We start from the raw sequence: 20,930 nt of genomic DNA on the forward strand, positions 1-20,930 counted from the left end.
GCTATTTCGTAAGGTCAAATTTCAAGCCGACATTGAAACGGGGGCGGTAGTATTCCGCCTGCACCGTACGGGATGAAATGCTCTGGAAATAACGCAATGGTTGGTTGGTTAAATTGTTTGCTTCCGCAAACACACGTAGGTTTTTGGTGATCTTGTAAGCGGCATTCGCATCCAGAAAAAACTGTTTGTCGTAATAGATATCATCGAAATCACTTCCGCCCAAGGCATCCAGATAAGCCGCTGTGTAGTTTGCAGAAAGTCTGGCCGAGAAACGTTTGTCTTCCCATGAAAGTGATGCGTTAAACATGTGCGGAGCAGTTCCTGGCAATGTTACGTCCGTTCTTACATCACCATCTTCGTTGTAAATTCCGTTTGCATACGATTGTGTGAAAGTATAGTTGGTATAGATTCCAAAGTTTTTCAGGAAGCCAGGAAGGAAATCAAGCTGGCGTTGGAAAGCAACTTCAAATCCAAATACGTTTACATTTTCACCATTACGAGATTGGAAGAAATCCCACTGCTCGCCTGCCGCCACCGGATTGGGTGTATTAGGGAAATCAGCAGCAAAATTTGCAGATGTATATTGCTGATTGCGATAAGTGTATATGAAATTTTTCAGGTTTTTATAAAAAGCTCCTCCTGAAATAAGACCTACCGATTCGAAATAGTTTTCTGCCATCAGGTCAAAATTCCATGCATAAGTCGCTTTCAAATCAGGATTCCCGGCTCTTATCTCTTTGTCACCAGGAATGGTGCTGATGTAAGGGGCCAAAGCATAGTAATTCGGACGAGCCAGAGCCGTGGTTGCAGCTGCACGCAGAATGAAGTTTTCAGTTGCATTGTATTTGAATGACAAACTTGGCATTACGTTCAGATAACTGTTCTTTACGCTTCTTTGTCCTGTTAATTCCTCTTCATCCTGTATCAGATTTCCGGTGTAGTTGATGGCGGTATTTTCCAAACGTGCCCCTACGATCATTGAGAGTTTTTCGTTGAAATCCTGATCCCAGCGAACAAAACCTGCAACGATGTTCTCCTTCGCATTGTAGTTCACTCCCAGGAATTCGCTTGGAACAGCCTCTTGTTCGAACAAAGCGGAATTGTTCAGGTTAAGTCCGCCTAAAAAACTCTTATTGGCAAACAGACCCGGAATTAAATGTGATCCTGCCTGAAAGTTATTGTCGTTCCAGTTTACCGTAGCGTTGGTACCCAGTGTTGCGAAGTCGTCTTCATTCACCGGAGAATATTCGTAGAAAATGTTATTACGGTCTTTAGTTTTCAAACGAAGCCTTCCACCCATTCTGATGCGTCCTTTCTGATCAGGAATTACCGAGAATGGAAAACGAACATTCAATTTTGCACCGAGCTCAGTTTCCTCAGTAAAGTCGTTATTTTCACTGATTTCGTTCAGTCCGATGGACCCGGCGTCGAGACCAGCCGAGGCGAACATAGGTGATTTTGAATCACCATTGTAAACCAGTTGGTTGCCGCCTTTCCTGAAATTGATGTAACGTTCGTTCGGACGATCTTCACTTGCAGTTGAATAACTTACGGACCAGTCCATATCTACTTTTGTGCTCAGCAAATGGTCACCACGAACAGAATAATTCTGCACTTTCTGATCTTCCAGACGCGTTCCTTTGTTGCGGCTGTTGTCAATACCACCTTTGGTTTGGCGACCGATCCGACCTTCAAATCCGGTGATGCCATTATTGTCGTCATAAACAGGTTCAATGTTGTCTATTCGCATACGATATCGATTCTCACGGTCATCGCGCCAGTTGTACATCGCATTGGCGGTAATTGTATGATTCTGACTCAATTTGAAATCAAACGATGCCGATAAACTTCTTCTGATCCGCTGCACATCATATTTACGGATATCGGTTTCGTTGATATACACATTACCGAAATCATCTTTGGCCCAGGAAGCTTCCACATCATCAGAGCCATAATTGTTGTTGTTGTAAGATCCGCTCAATACCATTCCGATTGCATTTTTGGCAAAACGATTGGCATATACAAAGCCTCCCGTGTACAATGCTTTTCCACGAATTGGGTTGAAACCACTGGACAATGTTGCTGATAAACGCTGTCCGTTGGGTGCGGCTCTGGTAACCAAATTTACAGACCCGCCAATTGCGTCTGCATCCATATCGGGCGTAAGTGTTTTGTTCACCTCAATGGTCGAAATCATATCCGACGGTATCAGGTCCATTTGTACACGGCGGTTGTCGCCTTCCGCGGAAGGTATCCGGTCGCCGTTCATGGTTACCGAGTTGAGTTCAGGGGCAAGTCCGCGGACAATGATGTTACGCGCTTCACCCTGATCATTCTGCATCGTAATTCCCGGCACGCGTTTCAGGGCATCTCCAATGTTGGAGTCCGGGAAGCGACCTACCTGATCAGATGAGATGATGTTGCTGATATTTTCATTATTACGTTGTTGATTCAGAGCCTTCGCCTGACCTTTCAGACGGTCACCCATGACCACCACCTCATTCATGTCAAGTCCGCCTTCATTCATGATCAATTCCACAGACACGATTTCGCCAGTTTGCACGGTTACCTGCTGCGAAAAATTCTTATATCCGATATAGGTAGCTTCCAGTTTGTAGGTGCCGGAAGGGACATTCAAAAACTCAAATTTTCCTCTCACATCTGAAATGGTGTACTGATTTCCAGGCGTAAGTTTAAGCGTTGCTCCGGGTAGAGACAGTTTCTGACCATCCATGATATTACCCGTTATCAGCCCTTTTTGAGCAAAGGAAATAGTCGCAAAAAGCAGAAGAGCGATTGTAAGTAAGTTTCTTCCTGTAAATGTAAATATGTTCATAATGCTGGTTTTGTTCGGCGACAAAGGTCACTGCTGTGTGTTACCCTTATGTTTTGTCCAGATTATGAAATTGTTAAGAGGAGATTTTTGGTTAAGTAATTATTTGATAATGAAATACATGCCAAACTTATGGTTGTGTACTACCACATGTATTTTTCTCAAAAATCGATAGTATTAGTTCCGGGATGAGCAGTAGTAACTTCGGAATTTCAGGCGTTTAATGCACATAACGAGGATGTGACTTAAGTACTTCACTCCGGAACCAACTCATATTCATTAATCGTATTCCCTGTCTTTTTGCTATCCGTAGTTCGCTTCAACAAGAGTCTGTCACTCGTACTGCTTGTAATATAAAACTCTACATTACCGGAGGTTTCGGTTGGAGGTGGCGTGAGGTCTTGCAGGATGAGTCTCTTATAATCTGTCGATAATGACCATGTACCCGATAACTTTCTGCCATCAACATCAGTGAAAGTTACTTTATCTATCGAACCTAAATCCAGTCGGAATCCGGAGTAGGATGGACGGGTATTTTTTGTGCTGGCCGCACTATAAACCACAATGCCGTTCTCTTTGACTGTAAGCGCTTTCCATGTTTTACGGACATCCAGCGTGTCCACCTCTTTGGGTTGGCAGGACAATATAGACAGACAAAGTAATGCGGCAGAGATCATTTTTTTCATGAGCTAAATGTAGCAAAAAATATTTTTTGAAGAACTTGTACGTATTCGGAATCCAATCTTTTCTGATTAATAAGTCCCAAACCAGAACACAGCAGGAGAGTGAGGCGGAGGATTCCAGTTAAATTTGAATTCAGTGTGATTTTAAGTTACAAAGCCTCACCCTGTTTGCATTGGCCATTTGGATCAAAAATTAGTTTTGTGTTTTTGTGCCTTGGTGGCTAAAAATAAAACGATAAGAATACGAATCTAAATTACGAGTAAAAAAACTGCCACGGATGCACGAATAGAGTAGATAAATTGAAGTTATTCTGTGGCTAAGAATATTTTTTGCCAGGTGTTAAAATACCAGTTGAACCAATTTTTAAGAATCAATCGATCAGATTATCAATATTATATAATGAAATACAACCCAAACGTAAGCCGCAGGAAATTCGTAAAAAGTGCGATGGTAATGGCAGCCGGAATACCGGTTGCTTCGTCATTTGCAGGAAAGAATAAGCAGAAAGTGAAAGCAGCAGGACCAGTTTCTCTCAACTGGCTTGATTCCAAAGTTACTGCTGATACCATCGGAACCACCTGGGGCATACCCTGGCCAAAGGGTGCTTTGAAAAAAGATGCTCCTCTTTTACTTGAAAATCAGGATGGAAAGCAAATTCCTGTACAAACCTGGCAGACTGCACAGTGGCCCGACGGATCGGTTAAATGGACGGCGCATGCGATAGCAACGCAGGGAAATCTGGGAGGTAAACTTGTGATCAAACCGGGAAAACCGGGAGCATTTGCAAAACAAATCAAACTTTCGGAAAGCAGCAATTCCATTGATATTGACACCGGGCTTATAAGTTGCAAAATAAACAAAACAGGAAACCGGATCATCGAAACCTTGCAGCGTGGTGGTCGCACAACTGCGCAAAACGGACGTCTTGTTTTACAGGTGCAGGACAAAGCGAGTGCGGAAGCTGGTGAAAGCATTCAAACAGATTTCTTTGATGGCGATATAAAGTCGGTTACCGTAGAGCAAAAGGGGCCACTTCGAGCGGTGATTAAAGTGGAAGGAATTCATAAAACCGGGAGTCGCAGCTTGTTGCCATTCGTGGTGCGTTTGTATTTCTACGAGGGAAGCGACGCCATCAAAATCATGCATACAATTGTATATGATGCGGATGAAAACAAGGATTTTATTAGCGGAATTGGTCTCAGGCTGAGCGTTCCATTGACTGATGAGCTGTATAACCGCCATGTCAGATTCACTGCAGAGGATAAGGGAGTATTTGCAGAAGCAATTCGCGGACTTACGGGTTTGAGACGCGATCCAGGCAAAGCTGTGAAGGATGCTCAGACAGAAGGGAAAGCTACACCAGCCGTTGACACATTCCCGGCTACGGTGTCCAAAAGGCTTTACTACATTCCTGCATTCGGTGATTATACATTATTTCAGCCTACACCTGATGCTTTTGAAATACAAAAAAGAACCAAAAATGGTCATGCCTGGATACAGTCGGCATACGGAGGCAGGTCGTCCGGAACGGGTTACCTGGGTTCGCCTCAGGGAGGAATTTCATTTGGAATCAGGAATTTCTGGCAAAGCCATCCTGCGCAGCTGGATATCCGCAATGCGCATACAGACCTTGCAGATGTAACTTTATGGGTTTGGGCACCAAAGGCGTCGGCTATGGATCTGCGTTTTTACCATGATGGAATGGGGCAGGATACCTTTGAAAAGCAACGGGACGCACTGGAAATTACGTATGAGGATTACGAGCCGGAATTTGGAAGGCCGGTAGGAGTGGCTCGTACCAGTGAAATGCAGTTGCGGGTTTTAGCTGCAACACCTTCTTCGGAAGTGTTGACTGACATTGCCGCAGCGATACAAAATCCGCCCCTACTTATTGGAGATGCCAGCTACTACGCGAACACGGGTATTTTCGGAGGTGCATTCAGCGCGGTTGATAAGACAAATCCGCAGGAGGTGAAACTAGAAAGTCAGCTGGATTTTTACTTCAATTATTACCACAAGCAGGTGGACGAACACAAATGGTACGGCTTCTGGAATTACGGTGATGTGATGCATGCGTACGATCAGGACCGGCACGTTTGGCGATATGATGTTGGTGGCTACGCGTGGGATAATTCAGAGCTGTCGACAGATCTCTGGCTGTGGTATTACTTTTTGAGAACAGGCAGAAGTGATGTTTTCCGGATGGCCGAAGCCATGACACGACATACCGGCGAAGTAGATGTTCATCACATCGGGCCATTTAGCCCACTAGGGTCGAGACATAATGTAATGCACTGGGGGTGCAGTGCAAAGCAGCTTCGGATCAGCACTGCCGCCAACCGACGTTTTTACTATTACCTCACGGCAGACGAGCGGGTGGGGGATTTGATGCGCGAGCAAATTGATGCAGACCGAACTTTGAGAACCATTATACCGGGACGGAAAATTGGACAGAAAGCGCCTGCTAATGATCCAAAGGGTGAATTGGCGAGTATTTCATTTGGAACAGATTGGGGAGCATTAGCAGCTGCATGGCTTACAGAATGGGAGCGAACGGGAAATGAAAACATGAAGACCAAACTTCTGAATTCGATGAAAACAATTGCCGGTCAGCCACACGGATTCTTTACAGGAGTATCGACGATGGATTTGAACACCGGGAAATTTATTCAGGCAGAAAAAGGAAAGTTGTCTGTATCTCATTTAAGTTCGGTATTTGGCCTTACCGAAATCTGTGCGGAATTGATCGATGTCTTTGATGTGCCGGAATTTGAAAAAGCCTGGGTGTTGTATTGTCAATTGTATAACGGCACAGCCGAGGAGCAAAAGGCTGCACTTGGGCAGCCACTTTCAAAATTGAATCTCCGGCAGGGGCACTCGCGGCTCACGGCCTATGCTGCTTCCAGAAAAAATGATCCAAAACTGGCGAATCGTGCCTGGGAAGAGTTCTTCGAAGGTGATGCCGGTATTAAAAATCCAACGCAAACTGTCAAACAATTAAAAGGACCAGAAGTACTTTATGCCATAGACGAAGCCCCCGGCGTTTCCACCAACGCTGTGGCTCAATGGGGACTGGCAGCAATGCAATGTCTGGCGTATGCAGGAAAAGAACTGAAATAGGTGTGAATAGTGAAAAGTAAAAACCGGGTCGGTAAGGAGTAAAAGTGAGATGATCTTCTATGGTCATTCATCTCACTTTTTACTTCTCACTAAAAAGGTATTTTTCCTGCAAAATCAATGGCAACTTCTTTGTCTTTGACCACGGCCATAAATCCGCTTTTGTGTCTGAAAACAAATCCTTCACAGTTTTCAACATTTTCCGGTACCTGACCCAAGGTCGTATCCCGGCTGTTGATCTGCCATCCATTGGCATGAGGCATTACGGCAAATAAATGCTCTTTTTTGTTTTTCCAAACGGAAGAATGTTCTTCAAAAATAGCCACATTGTTGGCCAACACAATACGCTGCGCATATGCTGCTTCCGACCGCGCTTTTTTAGTAGCAGAATTGATCTCATTGTCAATAATCAAAGAGGCAAAATCCAGAGCTTTTCCGAACTGAATCAATTGCTCATTAGCGTCAGTAACTTCTCTGTTAAATCCTCCGATTAAACCCGAGGCATTGCGGAACCCTCTTGGCAACAAATCCCAGGTTGCAAAAATGTTATCACGGTTGGTATCTATTGAATCAATACTGGCAATGAAATTCTCGAAATAGGGTTGCGCTTCTTCCGGGCAAATCAGGTTTTTAAATTGATTGTATATCAAACCAGCTGACGATTGCAGACTCATATCCTGATGGTGATCAAAATTGAGCATAGCTGGGTCATATACACCGCCAACATCAATTACTGCAACTGCCGGATCAGCAATGGAAGCATTCAAAATTTCAGGATTCCGTGTGCGGATGAGGTCCACATCGAAACCTGCTTTCTTTAACATTGCCACAGCCACAACTTCGTCGGCGTGGAATGAGGTATCATGGGTAATCACTTTTAAATAATTCATACAGCAAATAAACTCAAACTACGGCTATCCACAATTTTTTAATCCCAGGTGTAGCCCGCTTTTTTAAGTAGTCCATAGCAAAACCAAGCTCAGCAGTGCATGGGAATTTGAGCTGTTTTCCCTTTGTGCGGTGTGCAATTCTCATTCTGTCCCATTTAGTCACGAATCCGGTTCAAATTGCACATGCATATCCTGGATTATTTGTTGTAACATTCCTCATATCTTGTTATTTACAGCATTAAAGGTGTTGATACATAAGTACTTATTCTTAATCCCGCGAACACATTAGCAAATGTGAACTGCAATTGAGGCAAGCAGTTGGTCCGTTTTTGCACATAGCACAGGCAATCGTCGTGCTTTTTGGCATAAAAATTATAGGCAATTGCTGGTAACAACCTGAATTGAATGGCTCATTTCGGTAGATATGGAGCCTGTCCAATTCATCCACATCTAACTTTTTTTCTCAACTATTTTAAAATTTTACCCATGAAAAAAATTTTGTTAAACTATTGTTTTGCCATTGTTGCTCTGGTCGTCACCACGAGCATCAGTTGGGCACAGGGAGAGCTGGCAGGAATACAGTATCGCAACATTAAGGTTGCTGATAATGGACAAAGTTTCAGTATGGAAATCTGGGGTTATTCGGTGGAACCCGGGTATACAACAGCAGCGGCACCATGGAGCAACTTCACCATACGAATGGATCTGAATCTGGTAGGAGGAGCAACCGCAATTGGTACGTTGGGTCCACAAAATATCACTTTTGGACTTGCAACAGCAGGTTCTTTAACTTCTAATCCTCCCGGAGCCGGTGATATCACGAAGCCAAGATTGGGCATCAACCTCGACAGAGGTACAGGAGCAAACCTGACAGCCGCGCCTCAAAGACTTGCCACAGTTACGATCCCTGTTACGGGTGGCCAGGTAACTTCCGCATCAGTAGCTTTCACACGACCCAACGCCGAAGTTACCGGCTCCTATTGGAAGAGTTCAAAAGCAGGTGAAGAGAACGTGCTGAGAGCTATTCAGGTTTCTCCTGAGACATCTCTGCCTGTGACGCTTACATCATTTAAAGTAAGCAAAGAAGGTACTTCACTCGCGCAGCTCAACTGGACAACTACACAGGAAGCAAATTCCAGTCATTTTGAAATTGAACGCAGTGGAAATGCCAGCGACTGGCAGGTACTGGGAAGAAAGGAGTCTTCAAAGAACAGCAGCCAGTTGGTGAATTACAACTTTACAGATGTTACTCCGATCAGTGGCATGAACTATTACAGACTAAAAATGGTGGATCTTGACGGAACATTCGCCCACAGTCGTGTGGAAAGTATCAACTTTGGTGAATATGCAGACAGAGCTATTACGGTTTTTCCTAACCCGGTTTCGGACGTCTTGTATCTGAATGATCTGGATGTAGCCTCAATGAAGGAAGTGGCACTTATCAGTGCAGACGGTATTGTTGCGTATCAATCTAACAACATCACCACAGAAGGGATATCTGTCAAAAATCTGATAGATGGTCTTTACATCGTAAAAGTTACCCGCGCGGACGGCTCACTGAGCAACCACCGAGTACTAATTACCCGTTAGTTTTAAAGTAATATCCTCAATACATCTATTATTGTTTCATTTCACTATCTAAATTTTTAATGATATGTTAAAAAAAATATCCCTTGTAGCATATTTCGGTCTTGCGCTTTTACTTATGAATTGTAAAGGTGACGACGGTGCAGTTGGGCCTGCGGGTGCAGCAGGAGCAAAAGGCGATACAGGAGCTACGGGGCCTGCGGGCGCAAAGGGAGACACTGGTGTGAGCGGAGCAGCGCGTTATTATGCTTCGGGTATTGATACAACAGATGCCAAAGGCTTTTTTTACAAAGTTATTGAAGCAAAAACAGCTGCCGATGAAGCATTTTGGGAAGAGGCAGTTGTGCTGGCTTTTGTGAAAACCAATGGCGTTTACTGGTCCCTGCCAGGAACTGTAAGTTTCCCGGGAGGAGCAGAAAGTACGTTTGGCTACTACCATGGTTATTCAGAAAAGGTATTTTACGCTGAAATTTTCCAGAAAGACTGGACCGGCAAAACGGCTGAGAACACAGTTCCCCCTGCCAGAATCGTTCAGGATGTGAGAATTGTCGCAATTCCGGCGTCGGCCATGAGAATGAGTGCAACAGTTAACTGGAAAAGTCTTGACGAAACCCTTAAAGCTTTGGGACTTTCAGAAAGTGACTTAAAAGTTCTCTAAGTGTTATGAAAAATTCTTTATCCTGAACTTTTTAAGGTTCAGTACAAGGCGTTCCGAATACCGGGACGCCTTTTTGTTGCAAAAATGTTGTGAAATTCGGGCGTGTTGATCTGGATCAATGTTTAGGACTTTTGAAGAGCGCATCTTTGCATTTCAATTAATTATACGTTTGTAATGAAGAAGAAACATTTTAAGTACATCAACACACTTTTTGTTGTAATTCCAATGACGCTGATTATGGCGTTCGTAGGCATCCTGCGCAATTACGGTCTGGGACCCGACTGGTTCCTTAAATTCCTGAATGCATGGAGCGTAATGCTCCCGGTCGCGTATATTGCAGCATTTTTAATAATTCCGAATGCACGCAAACTGGCTGAGAAAGTGGCGTCGAATTCATGAAAACAAACCAGGAATGACTAAAATTTATGAGGAAGTTGGCATATACATCAGAGACAGAATATCGGTTACAGATGAGGAGCTGGCACTGATACTTTCCTTTTTTAAACCGCTCAAAGCTAGAAAGAACCAGCTTCTTATTACGCAGGGCCAGACCAGCCAGCGCACCTTTTTTGTAGGCAAAGGCTGTCTGCGTATTTACTTTATCAATGAGGAAGGTCAGCATGCTACGCGTTACTTTGCTTTTGAAAATAATTTTGCAACAGCATTAATGAGCTTCATCACCGGTGAGCCCACGCAGGAATATATCGAATGTGTTGAGAATTCAGAATTACTATTTATCAACCAAAAAGACTTCTATCATCTTTTGGACATTGTTCCGTCGTGGGAAAAGTTTTACAGGTGTTATCTGGAAAAGGCTTACGTAAATAATACCAACAGGCTCATGTCTTTCGTCACAACGGATGCTTTGGAACGGTACATGAACCTGCTTCGGGAAAGTCCGGACATAGTGAAGAGACTACCCAATAAAATGGTTGCGTCCTATCTGAACATTTCTCCTGAAACGCTCAGCCGATTAAAATCGAAAGTATAGATGATCAATTTTTTGAAGGGGCACAGGTCCCGATGGTATGGTTTGTGTCTTTTCCAAGCCTGTGAGATGTTGAGCTAGTTCTATAAGAGTCGTAAATGGACTACCACATGTGAGATTGGATGCGATATAAATCTACTATGCCATTTTACTAAATATAATTTGGTCGGAATGTATATATTTAATCCGAAATGTAAGAACTTCGGCTTTGTATAAAAGCCGATCATTTACGATTCTGCGGCTGTTGGTCTTGCAGCGCGTCCGGTAATTGTTCCCGCGGAAACGATTCATCATGCTCACAACTTTAGCTAATAAAAAATTTAGAGGCCCTTTTCTCAGTATTTGTCTGGGGTCATTACTCATTTTTGGTTCACAGTATTTTGCGTATAAAAGCGTGCTGCATTTGGGCGAGCACAATGCTCTCCTGAATAAAACCAGCCGTATCCTTCACCAAACTGCAAACTTTGGACAAAGAGCAAAGGATTTGCAGCTTAATATGTATAGTTATCTCAACACCGACAACAATGATCTGCTTCGTGATAACTATCTAAAACGCGTTGAACTGATTGAGGTAAGTGATACACTTTTCAACCTGATGAAGGGCGATAAGCAGCAAACGGTCAGGGTGAAGGAATTGCTGGAAATATCCAGCAAAATAGCGCTCTTTTCGCACCAAATAATGCGGCTTGCCAATACTGACGGAATAGAAAAAGCTCGTGCTGTTATCCGGCAGGGTGAGGGGATCAGACTAAACAGCCAGCTGATGAACAAGATCAGGGAGATAGACCGGTATGAGAATCTGACCCTTGATAACAGACGAAAACTGGTAGTTTCAACTCAAAAAAATACAACCGTATACATTGTTGGCACCACCATCGCAGGTTTTTTATTGACACTGGTAGCGTTCATTTTTATGTTTCGTGATCAGAAAAAGCAGCGGCGGATGCAGGAAGAGATCAACAAAAAAGAAGTTGTTCTCAAACAGTATGTGGAGGCCATTCCTGACGGGATCATGGTGATCAACTCTGAAAAGGACATAGTGCTTCTTAACCAGTCGGGTAAAGAAATGCTGGGTGTTGAAACAGGGCAGTTTGACAAACTGGAAACGCTGATGCAACACATTGCGCTGTATTATCCGGATCAAACCGGGCAGACCATTCCGGCTGACATGTTGCCGGTAACCAGAGCATTGGCAGGTGATAAGACAGCCGCCAATAAACTTAACATTGTAATAAACGGGGTAATTAAAAACCTGGAATCCAATGTGAGTCCGATCTATGAAACCAGCGGTGAGGTTGCGAGTGCCATCACGGTTTTCAGGGACATAACGGATCGCGTAAATTATCAGAAAACCCTGGAAAATGCCCGTTTGCTTGCCGAAAAATCGTTGCGGGTGAAGGATGTTTTCCTTTCCAATGTCAGCCACGAAATAAGAACGCCTCTTAATGCCATTATTGGATTCACCAATTTACTTGAAGCCGGGGAAAAAGATGTCAGGAATCTTGAGTATGTAGGCTATATCCAACTAGCCAGCCGCAATTTACTGGAACTGATTAATGATGTACTGGATTTCTCAAAAATTGAGGCAGGTCATGTTCAACTCGAAAAAACTGCTACATCTTTAAGCGGTCTTATTGATTCGGTGTCCGTGCTGATAGGGCAGCGTGCGAGGGAGAAAGGTATTAAATACGAGGTGTATCCATCCGATAAATTGCCTCAGATTGTCGAAACGGATCATTTGAGATTGACACAGATCTTGCTTAATGTTTGTGGCAATGCGGTAAAATTCACAGAAAAGGGCGTGGTGAGATTAAGTGTTGAGCCCGTTTCAGCAATCAGTAATGAATATCAATCTGTAAGGTTTACGATTGAGGATACCGGGATTGGAATCGCACAGGGAAAGATTGATGAGATATTCGAGCGTTTTGTTCAGGCTTCCGAAAGTACTACCCGGCTTTTTGGAGGTACCGGTCTGGGACTCAGTATTGTGAAGTCGTTGGTGGATTTACTGGGGGGAACCATAAAAGTAAGTAGTGTTCCTAACCAGGGGACAAGTTTTGTAATCGAGTGTCCTTTCCGGATTCTGTCCGAAGAATCTTATGAAAAACCGGAAACTGCTCTCGAAATTTCAGCAGCCAGTTTACCCAAGCTTCATATCCTGATAGCTGAAGATAATTTATTAAATCAGAAATTGTTACGTGCGATTTTTGAAAAGCTGGGCTTCGAATTTGTGATCGTGGGTAACGGACTGGAAGCCGTAGAATTGTTGAAACAGGAAAGCTTTGATCTGGTGATTATGGATCTTCAAATGCCTGTGATGGATGGATACACAGCCATAAGAAAAATCAGAAAAGAGATTTCAAGCACGGTACCAATCATCACAATGACTGCCCACGCGCTTGTTGGCGAAAAAGAGGAATGTCTCAGCATCGGAGCAAACAGCTATATATCTAAGCCCTTCAAGCAGGAAGAGCTTATCAGTACCATTCTTCATGTAACCGGGAAAGCCCTCGTTGCGATAGATGAAGAGCAGAAAACGAACGAAAAAAAATCATCTCCTATATCTGACACAATGCTTAATCTGAGTTATCTGAATGAAATTACCGGTGGAAGTGAAGAACTTCGTGATGAACTGATTGCCATGTTTGCTGGCGAAAGTGAGACACAGCTGGCACATATCCGTAATGCAAGTAGCAGCAGAGACGCGCAAAGTCTGGCACAGGCTGTTCACAAATACCGGTCGTCGCTTTTCTCGGTCGGCATGTTGACTACCGCCGATAAATACAAAGCGATTGAAGCAAGTCTCAAAAAGGAGATTTGGCCAGAAGATATAGATGAAATGATACCCGATATTGAAGCCGAGGCACTGGCCGGCCTGGCACAATTACAGTCGTTGAGTACGCCCCAGTAGAAAATTAATTCTTCTGAAAACTCAGATAATTAAAGGGTTTAGAGTTGCAGTAATTGTTAACACGCGGATAAATATGCACGTTGGTCTTCTAGTGCTGCTGAAACGCCATGTGGCAGACCTTATAACCAGAATGCAAGATTTTATATGAAACCAGCATACTTTCAAACCTATATCGATTCCATAATAGAATTGCTTTCTGCTGAGGACGAGTTTTTAGCACTCGCAGCAGGTGGATCCTGGATAGATGGTCGTATGGATCACTATTCCGATATTGACATTGTGGTGGTGCATCAAAGTAAAAGCCTGTCGCTGGAAAAAAAGCAAAGTCTGGCGGGATCGGCGGGAGAGTTATTGGCCAGCTTCACCGGTGAGCATGTTGGAGAACCGAGGTTGCTGATTTGTCTGTATGATCATCCCATGCTGCACGTGGATATAAAATTTGTCCATCTGCCTGATATGCACGCACGGGTAGAAGATCCGATCGTTCTTTGGGAACGTGATCACCTGCTTTCTAACTTATTATCAGAGTCGAAAGCGGTTTTTCCGTATCCGGATTTTCAATGGATTGAGGACCGTTTCTGGGTTTGGATACACTACGCAGCAGCCAAAATTGGTCGTGGTGAAATATTGGAAACACTAACGTTTTTATCTTTCATGCAGCAAACTGTGCTTGGTCCGTTGGCCTTGATCCGAAATAACGAACTTCCCAAGGGTGTCAGAAAACTTGAAATGATATTGCCAGAACAGGATTTGAGGGCAATTCAAAGTACAGTTGCTGAAAACAATGATGCTGTTTCTTGTCTGAAAGCACTTGAAAACGTGGTTGAATATTATCTGGTATTGCGAGATACATTGATGCCTGTTACGTTAGTTCGAAAAACCAAAGCTGAGAAAGCTGTATTAGCTTATTTGAATAAAGTGAGAGGAGATCAGATTAGATAATTTGTCGGGGAGCATTAAATCAACTGTGTAAGACCGCTCAGGTGTAACAGAAGGCAACACATAACAACATATAGAAACAATGCAAGACATACTATTTGACTTTATATCAAAATATGTTTCTCTGACAGAAGAGGAAAAGAATGCAATCGTTTCGCTGGACATATTTCGCTCCGTGAAGAAGGGCACCACCTTACTCAAAGAAGGACAAAAATCGAAAGAGAGCTACTTTGTTCTGAAAGGCTGTATCCGGACCTATTATGTTTTAGATGGTGAAGAAAAAACGACTGCTTTCTACACCGAAATGGAAGCCTTGACACCCCCTTGTGTCATTAGCAAAACGCCGTCCGAATATTATGTGAGTTGTATAGAAGACAATATACTTTTAGTTTCCAATTCTGATATGGAAGTAGAAGTAAACGCTAAATTTCCAAAGTTTGACATCATGTGTAAAACGTTGTCGGAAGAATTGTTAGCCAAAGAACGAATGGACTTTGACGAGTTTAAAACTTCTTCACCCGAACAAAGATACCTGAACCTGCTGCAAAAAAGACCGGACCTTATTCAGCGTGTTCCGCAACACCAGTTAGCGAGCTATCTGGGTATTCAACCACAATCATTAAGCAGACTGAGAGCAAGAATTGTGGAGAAAAGCAAGGAGTAAATTCGTTTCTTAACTTAAGTGAACGATTCTAAGTCTGTTGTCAATCGATCTTTGCCGTATCCTTTAACGTAACCTAAAAAGATATGTGCAAGAAAATTTTATGGATTGGACTTACCCTACTGTTGTCAAGCAGGTTACAGGTGAATGCACAAGATGCAAAAAAAGACAGTACATATAAAAAGTGGTTTGTTGGGAGTTCATTCCTGATGCTGGGAAATTTTTCCAAAGTAAACAACCCTGAGTATGTACAATTAAATGTCGGATACAGGATAACACCCAAAGATGTTGTTTCCTTTGAATTTAAAAGATCCATTTATTCCTGGCCAATAGGCATCCCTTTTGGGCCCTCATTTGAAGCAAAGGGACTAAACTATCCCGGACATGCACGCATACTTGCACCTACATTAGGATACCAGCGTTTTTGGTGGAAAGGTGTCTACACATCCCTACATGCATTGAATGCTTTTGAAAAGTATATGGATGAGAATAAAAAAAGAATTGGAAATGGATACACCTTGTATCTGAACTTCCATTTGGGTTACCAGTTTAAGTTCTTTAAAAACCGGTTCTTCTTTGAACCAGCTATTGGATGTAGTTACTGGCCAGTAAGAACGAATGTTCCGGAATCTTTTAAATTGGCAGAAAAAAAATGGCCAAACTATTTTATTCAACCGGGGCTTCATTTTGGGTTTAATTTTTAAAATAAGATGATTAAATGAAGGTAGATAGACTTTGATAAGTTAAAGATTTCTTCACCTGAAGTTAATACAAAAAAGACCGGACCTCATCCACCGTGTGCCACAACACCAGGTACCCTTGCATTTTCATATTCAATATAATAAGTGCCGCAGCCGGGCTGTCTGCTGTTGCGATCAGTTCCAACAAATGTAAGCCATCGCGCTTGGACGATGTTAATCTCACCAGCAACCTCGGCAAGTGCAGCACGGATCAGGAACCTGTCGTCTTCCTTATCATCCACTACATAGCATTTCCTGGATAGGACATTGTTGGGCCGGTGCAATGCAGGGAGTTTCTTGGTCTGTTTACGGTTTACCGTTAACCAGGAGTTTCTCATCTGGGAATTATTCGGCGGGGCACATTTTTACCAGTATTCGACAATAGTTTTAATAGTGCTTTGCAATTCCTGGAACGAACCCGGTTTTACAAAAAGGCCTTGAGATGAAGTACTGTAAGTATCTATGACCGCCTGTTGGTTCAAGACCCTAGAGAAGAAGTGGTAGGGGATGCACCTTAGTTTTATTTTTGTATCCGTATGCAATTTATCCCTAAAAACCATTGAGTTAGGCAAGTTAATGTCAGAGAGGATAATAAAAGGAACGTTGGCGGAGCTATGTAAGTACTCCAGAGTGGACAGACCATCAGGAAAATAGACTACCTTGTTGGCATAATCAAGCGAACTAAAAACTGCTTCCCGCAGAAAGCGGTCATCTCGTCGTCTTCTACAATAATAATTGGGCCATTTTTGTTCATTGAAAGATGTATTGGAGCTTTACCTCTAATCAAGTCAACGATCTTTAAAAATCTGGTTTACAGACATTTATATTGTGGAATTCCTCAAACTGCCATTTTTGCAGATACGGTAATTAACTTTCAAATTTGCTTTTATAATAATAGAATAGTGCAGTGACGTTGCTGGTGTCTAGGTTCTTAGGCACCTGGAGATTGTTGAAAAAATTATACAAGAAACCGTTGCCTCACCAGGCTCATATTTTATTTACCTTACCTTTATGGATTCTGCTAAACCACATCATATTGTTGCTATTGGCGCATCTGCGGGAGGACTTGATGAGCTAATTACCTTTTTTGAGAACACACCTCTGGATGGTGTCGCATACATAGTGGTACAGCACCTTTCAGCTGATTACGAAAGCCGCCTGGCAGAAGTACTTTCGCGGTACAGCAAACTCACGATGGTGCAGGCAGAAGAAGGCATGAGGATCGGGGCCAACTTTGTATATGTGATTCCGAGCGACAAATTTATGACCGTTGAGGGCGCCCGGCTACATCTAAGTGAAAAAGGAAATGAGCGCGTCCCATATCTGACGATCAATACCTTTTTTGTTTCCCTGGCTGCCGATTTTGGCTCCAAAGCTATCGGAGTTGTCCTTTCAGGTATGGGATCTGATGGAAGTGACGGGATTAAAGCTATTAAAAAATCCGGCGGGATGGTCATTGCCCGAAACCCCGAGACGACTGAATACAACAGCATGCCCTCCAATGCGGTGGCTACCGGCATGGTCGATTTCATTGTTGAACCCGAAGCAATGCCCCGTGTCATTGAAGAATATGTTAAGCGGGAAATCGAGATTGTGGCAGAAGGCATTTCCGACGGCGAGAATTTGGCCAGCCTGATAGATTTGATCAGCCAGCAGTTGCCTCTGGATTTCACAGACTATAAACAAGCAACTATTCTAAGAAGGGTTAAAAGGAGGGCTGCTTACAACAACTTTGACAAGCTGGAAAAGTACCTGGAATTTGCCCGGGGGAGCTCACAGGAAATTCAGACACTTGCCCAGGACTTTCTGATTAGCGTCACAGCATTTTTTCGGGATCGGGAAGCCTTTGCTCATATGGAAGTACGAGTGCTGCCTGCCATTATTAAATCCCTTGTCCCTGGTCAGGAAATCAGGATTTGGGTAACGGGCTGCGCCACTGGCGAAGAAGCTTATTCAATGGCAATCCTATTCTCAGAGCTACTGGGTAGCAAGTTAAAAGAGCATGTAGTGAAGATCTTTGCGACCGATATCGATGCTGCTGCCATTGCTCATGCCAGCAGGGGTGTATACTCGGAAGCTGTCTTAGAGCCCGTAGGTAAAGACCGTCTGGAAAAGTATTTTGTGCAGGAGGACGAAGGGTACAGGGTAACAGCTGACCTACGCAAAATGATCATATTTTCAAGGCATGATCTGGTCAAAAACCCGCCTTACTGCAATATGCATTTGATCAGTTGCCGCAATGTGTTAATATACATGACGGCTGCATTGCAGCAAAAGATATACCAGATGCTGCTGTTTGGTCTAAGGCAGCAGGGCTACCTTTTTTTAGGTTCCAGCGAAAACCCGTTGCCAATACTAAAGGGACTGGAAGTTGTCAGCAAAAGATCTAAAGTGTATAAAAAGCTGGATACGACCCCTTCTGTCAACATTGAGGCATTTACTATGCCCGAATATACATACTTAAAACCCCAGGGTTCTCGCCCAGCCCAGCCAGAAACTATTAAAACGCCCGATCGGACGCTGGATGGGGCTATTAATGAAACCATTTATAATGAAGAGCAACGATTGGTTGTATGCATAGACGAAAACAACAAAGTTCTTAAATCCTACGGGCCTATTGGCCGGTTTTTGATCAAAGCGAATTTTCTGACTAATGATCTGACCGATCTCTTGCCCGGTCCTTTGAGCATCGCATTCAAAACTGCATGCAACAAAGTCAGCGAAACCCGCCATAAAGCGGTTGTGGATGGTGTCATTATTGAGCACGGTGGACAGCGGGTCAATGTCAGCCTGTCGGTAAGTCCGATGGTCCTGAAAGGACGCCCCAATGGTTTTTTAGTCGTACAATTCAGTGAGAATGAGTCCTCTGGCCTATCCAACCAAAGTGTTATGGTCTTTGACGAAAAGTTGTATCTGGACGATTATAACCAGACTTTGGAGCAGGAAAACAAAGACCTTAAAGAAGAGCTGTCCATTGCAAACGAAAAGCTGTTTTCCCTAAACGAAAACATGCAGTCTTTTAACGAAGAACTGCTATCTGCCAACGAAGAGATGCAGAGTACCAACGAAGAAATGCAATCAATCAACGAAGAACTGCATACCCTGAATTCAGACTATCAGTTAAAAAACAAGGAGCTTTCCGAGCTTAATGACGATCTGAACAACTATTTTAGGAGCAACATTAATGGCCAGCTATTTGTCAGCTCGGACCTCCGGCTGTTGCGGTTTTCGCCGGGCACTATCCGGCACATTAACCTGTTAGAAAGTGATATAGGAAGGCCAATTACCAATATTTCGACCAATTTCAGGTTTGAGACGCTTTCTGAGGATATTAACCAGGTGCTTAAAGATGGCCTGTCCCTCACGCGGGAAATCCAAGCCAATGATGGCAAGTGGTACCAGGTCATGACTATGGCCTATGTGCGTCAACTTGGCAATAAAAGGACTGGCGCAATCATTACCTTTAACGATATCACTGATCTAAAAAACGCGCAACAAGAACTCGACAAAAAAAATGAAGTGTTGACCCGGATCAATGGGGATTTGGACAATTTTGTCCATACAGCATCCCATGATCTGCTGCAACCTTTGCAGAACATAGAAGTCAGCATTGGGCTAATGAACGAAATGCCCGTGGATAACCTGGAATTAAAACCCTTAATGGCAATTGTCCGTAGTTCTGTGGGTAACTTAAGTCAGTTGGTCAAACAGATTTCTACTGTGGCAAGAATTGAAGACGAGGCACTTACTATGGAAATGGTGGACCTGACTGAAATCCTGGAAAGTGTGATGTGGAGCCTGGGGGATAAAATAAAGGAAAGTGGTGCTGTTATTGAAACGGACCTTAAGGTAGTGGCTATACATTTTTCCAAAAAAAATCTGCGCAGTATATTATTCAACTTGGTCTCCAACGCAATAAAATTTCGGTCAGGACAGTCACCGGCGATTAAAATCCAAACCTGGGCCAATAGCGACTTCATGGTTCTGTCTGTCCACGATAATGGCAGGGGAATGGATCCGCGTGATATCCAAAAGATTTTTGACAAATACCAAAGGCTTTCCAACGACCAAGAAGGGCAGGGGATCGGGCTTTATTTGGCCAAAAAGATCATTGATGCCGCAGGCGGAAGCATCGGTGTGGAAAGTACGCCAGGTGCAGGCAGCAAGTTTATGATCTATTTTCCAGCTCAGAAAGTGCTACTATGATTGATAGCTTAATTATTCCCCAGTTGGTCCTGGCATCATTCCCAGCCGCAGTAATGAGCGGTATCCAGAATTATCCTTCTTTTGGAAATTGTTAACAACAGCGATTATTACATCCCAAACTTGAACGTGTTTGTTCGTTGGAGCTATGCAGCTGACCATGATAGGTGAGACAAATATTATTCCAGTCTGCCCTTTTCAATACTGCATTTTACAAAATATTTCTTTCGCCAACTCATCAGCTAGGCCGCTGGTAACCCTGATAGGAGTATGGCTTGCTGTACCTCAGAGATACGCCTGCCTGCCGACCCATTTTGAAAAGACACTCATGGCAATGCAGTAAAATGTAAGTCTACATTTTGAACAGTTCTGATCTGAGATAATATCTATCAGTGAATAAATTCTGCGAACCATCCTTTACTGAGCATAGTCAGTGCCTTCCGCTTGCTAAAATGAAAGCATCACATGCACGGATTTATATTTTCATAAGCTCAGGGCTGTGTGGTTTCACTTATCTGGTTATGTACCAATACTCCTTTATTGGTTGTCAAAGATTAACATAGCTTTTCGATCGATGCTTAGTAGTCAAAAAAGGCAATCACTCGAATGGATTGGATATTCCAGAGCATGTTGACCCCCTAAAAGCCGGAATGTTTTGGAATGTTAAAGTAGCCTGATTCGCTGGAATCGCCTGCCATTCCGGCACATATTGCCCCCCT

14 protein-coding genes are annotated in these 20,930 nt (G+C 43.4%); 10 read left to right on the forward strand and 4 right to left on the reverse strand.

What is annotated here, in order from left to right; all coding sequences use genetic code 11:
- Window position 1: 1 nt before the first annotated feature.
- Both LZG71_RS23250 and LZG71_RS23255 read right to left on the reverse strand, forming a co-directional pair.
- The gene (locus LZG71_RS23250; RefSeq protein WP_233824462.1) at window positions 2-2,836 is read right to left on the reverse strand and encodes a TonB-dependent receptor; all 2,835 of its coding nucleotides are present in this window, start codon (window positions 2,834-2,836) and stop codon (window positions 2-4) included.
- Between the two features lie 251 nt (window positions 2,837-3,087).
- Window positions 3,088-3,519: a hypothetical protein gene (locus LZG71_RS23255; RefSeq protein WP_233824464.1), complete on the reverse strand. Its 432-nt coding sequence runs from the start codon at window positions 3,517-3,519 to the stop codon at window positions 3,088-3,090.
- A gap of 397 nt (window positions 3,520-3,916) precedes the next feature.
- On the opposite strand from LZG71_RS23255, the gene LZG71_RS23260 reads away from it, so the two are divergent.
- A complete protein-coding gene (locus tag LZG71_RS23260) occupies window positions 3,917-6,637 on the forward strand; it encodes a Tat pathway signal sequence domain protein (protein WP_233824466.1) in 2,721 nt (906 codons plus the stop codon).
- A gap of 89 nt (window positions 6,638-6,726) precedes the next feature.
- On the opposite strand, the gene LZG71_RS23265 is transcribed toward LZG71_RS23260, so the two are convergent.
- Entirely contained in the window at window positions 6,727-7,524 is a 798-nt protein-coding gene (locus LZG71_RS23265) for an MYG1 family protein (RefSeq protein ID WP_233824468.1), read from the reverse strand.
- 486 nt (window positions 7,525-8,010) lie between these two features.
- On the opposite strand from LZG71_RS23265, the gene LZG71_RS23270 reads away from it, so the two are divergent.
- From LZG71_RS23270 to LZG71_RS23305, 8 genes are all read left to right on the forward strand, one after another.
- Entirely contained in the window at window positions 8,011-9,114 is a 1,104-nt protein-coding gene (locus LZG71_RS23270; protein ID WP_233824470.1) for a T9SS type A sorting domain-containing protein, read from the forward strand.
- 64 nt (window positions 9,115-9,178) lie between these two features.
- On the forward strand, window positions 9,179-9,769 hold the full coding sequence (locus LZG71_RS23275; RefSeq protein WP_233824490.1) for a hypothetical protein: 591 nt from the start codon (window positions 9,179-9,181) through the stop codon (window positions 9,767-9,769).
- 174 nt (window positions 9,770-9,943) lie between these two features.
- The gene (locus LZG71_RS23280) at window positions 9,944-10,168 is read left to right on the forward strand and encodes a DUF2798 domain-containing protein (RefSeq protein ID WP_233824472.1); all 225 of its coding nucleotides are present in this window, start codon (window positions 9,944-9,946) and stop codon (window positions 10,166-10,168) included.
- A 13-nt stretch (window positions 10,169-10,181) separates the two neighbouring features.
- Window positions 10,182-10,760: a Crp/Fnr family transcriptional regulator gene (locus tag LZG71_RS23285; RefSeq protein ID WP_233824474.1), complete on the forward strand. Its 579-nt coding sequence runs from the start codon at window positions 10,182-10,184 to the stop codon at window positions 10,758-10,760.
- A gap of 289 nt (window positions 10,761-11,049) precedes the next feature.
- Window positions 11,050-13,668 (forward strand): response regulator, encoded by a 2,619-nt coding sequence (locus LZG71_RS23290; RefSeq protein WP_233824476.1) that lies wholly within the window; start codon window positions 11,050-11,052, stop codon window positions 13,666-13,668.
- Window positions 13,669-13,812: 144 nt separating this feature from the next.
- Window positions 13,813-14,610, forward strand: a complete 798-nt coding sequence (locus LZG71_RS23295) for an oxalate:formate antiporter (RefSeq protein ID WP_233824477.1) — start codon at window positions 13,813-13,815, stop codon at window positions 14,608-14,610.
- Between the two features lie 79 nt (window positions 14,611-14,689).
- Window positions 14,690-15,271, forward strand: a complete 582-nt coding sequence (locus LZG71_RS23300; protein WP_233824479.1) for a Crp/Fnr family transcriptional regulator — start codon at window positions 14,690-14,692, stop codon at window positions 15,269-15,271.
- A gap of 83 nt (window positions 15,272-15,354) precedes the next feature.
- A complete protein-coding gene (locus LZG71_RS23305) occupies window positions 15,355-15,972 on the forward strand; it encodes a hypothetical protein (protein WP_233824481.1) in 618 nt (205 codons plus the stop codon).
- A gap of 83 nt (window positions 15,973-16,055) precedes the next feature.
- Here LZG71_RS23305 and LZG71_RS23310 read toward each other — a convergent pair whose 3' ends face one another.
- Window positions 16,056-16,346, reverse strand: coding sequence for a hypothetical protein (locus LZG71_RS23310; protein ID WP_233824483.1), 291 nt, complete (start codon window positions 16,344-16,346; stop codon window positions 16,056-16,058).
- A gap of 673 nt (window positions 16,347-17,019) precedes the next feature.
- Here LZG71_RS23310 and LZG71_RS23315 point away from each other — a divergent pair.
- Entirely contained in the window at window positions 17,020-20,214 is a 3,195-nt protein-coding gene (locus tag LZG71_RS23315; protein ID WP_233824485.1) for a chemotaxis protein CheB, read from the forward strand.
- Window positions 20,215-20,930: the final 716 nt, after the last annotated feature.

Source organism: Dyadobacter sp. CY312, from assembly GCF_021390535.1.
Taxonomy (GTDB): domain Bacteria; phylum Bacteroidota; class Bacteroidia; order Cytophagales; family Spirosomataceae; genus Dyadobacter.

Bases quoted from the DNA above. Each gene is read 5' to 3' on its own strand.
- LZG71_RS23250 (WP_233824462.1), bottom strand. From the start codon at position 2,836: ATGAACATATTTACATTTACAGGAAGAAACTTACTTACAATCGCTCTT.
- LZG71_RS23255 (WP_233824464.1), bottom strand. From the start codon at position 3,519: ATGAAAAAAATGATCTCTGCCGCATTACTTTGTCTGTCTATATTGTCC.
- LZG71_RS23260 (WP_233824466.1), top strand. From the start codon at position 3,917: ATGAAATACAACCCAAACGTAAGCCGCAGGAAATTCGTAAAAAGTGCG.
- LZG71_RS23265 (WP_233824468.1), bottom strand. From the start codon at position 7,524: ATGAATTATTTAAAAGTGATTACCCATGATACCTCATTCCACGCCGAC.
- LZG71_RS23270 (WP_233824470.1), top strand. From the start codon at position 8,011: ATGAAAAAAATTTTGTTAAACTATTGTTTTGCCATTGTTGCTCTGGTC.
- LZG71_RS23275 (WP_233824490.1), top strand. From the start codon at position 9,179: ATGTTAAAAAAAATATCCCTTGTAGCATATTTCGGTCTTGCGCTTTTA.
- LZG71_RS23280 (WP_233824472.1), top strand. From the start codon at position 9,944: ATGAAGAAGAAACATTTTAAGTACATCAACACACTTTTTGTTGTAATT.
- LZG71_RS23285 (WP_233824474.1), top strand. From the start codon at position 10,182: ATGACTAAAATTTATGAGGAAGTTGGCATATACATCAGAGACAGAATA.
- LZG71_RS23290 (WP_233824476.1), top strand. From the start codon at position 11,050: ATGCTCACAACTTTAGCTAATAAAAAATTTAGAGGCCCTTTTCTCAGT.
- LZG71_RS23295 (WP_233824477.1), top strand. From the start codon at position 13,813: ATGAAACCAGCATACTTTCAAACCTATATCGATTCCATAATAGAATTG.
- LZG71_RS23300 (WP_233824479.1), top strand. From the start codon at position 14,690: ATGCAAGACATACTATTTGACTTTATATCAAAATATGTTTCTCTGACA.
- LZG71_RS23305 (WP_233824481.1), top strand. From the start codon at position 15,355: ATGTGCAAGAAAATTTTATGGATTGGACTTACCCTACTGTTGTCAAGC.
- LZG71_RS23310 (WP_233824483.1), bottom strand. From the start codon at position 16,346: ATGAGAAACTCCTGGTTAACGGTAAACCGTAAACAGACCAAGAAACTC.
- LZG71_RS23315 (WP_233824485.1), top strand. From the start codon at position 17,020: ATGGATTCTGCTAAACCACATCATATTGTTGCTATTGGCGCATCTGCG.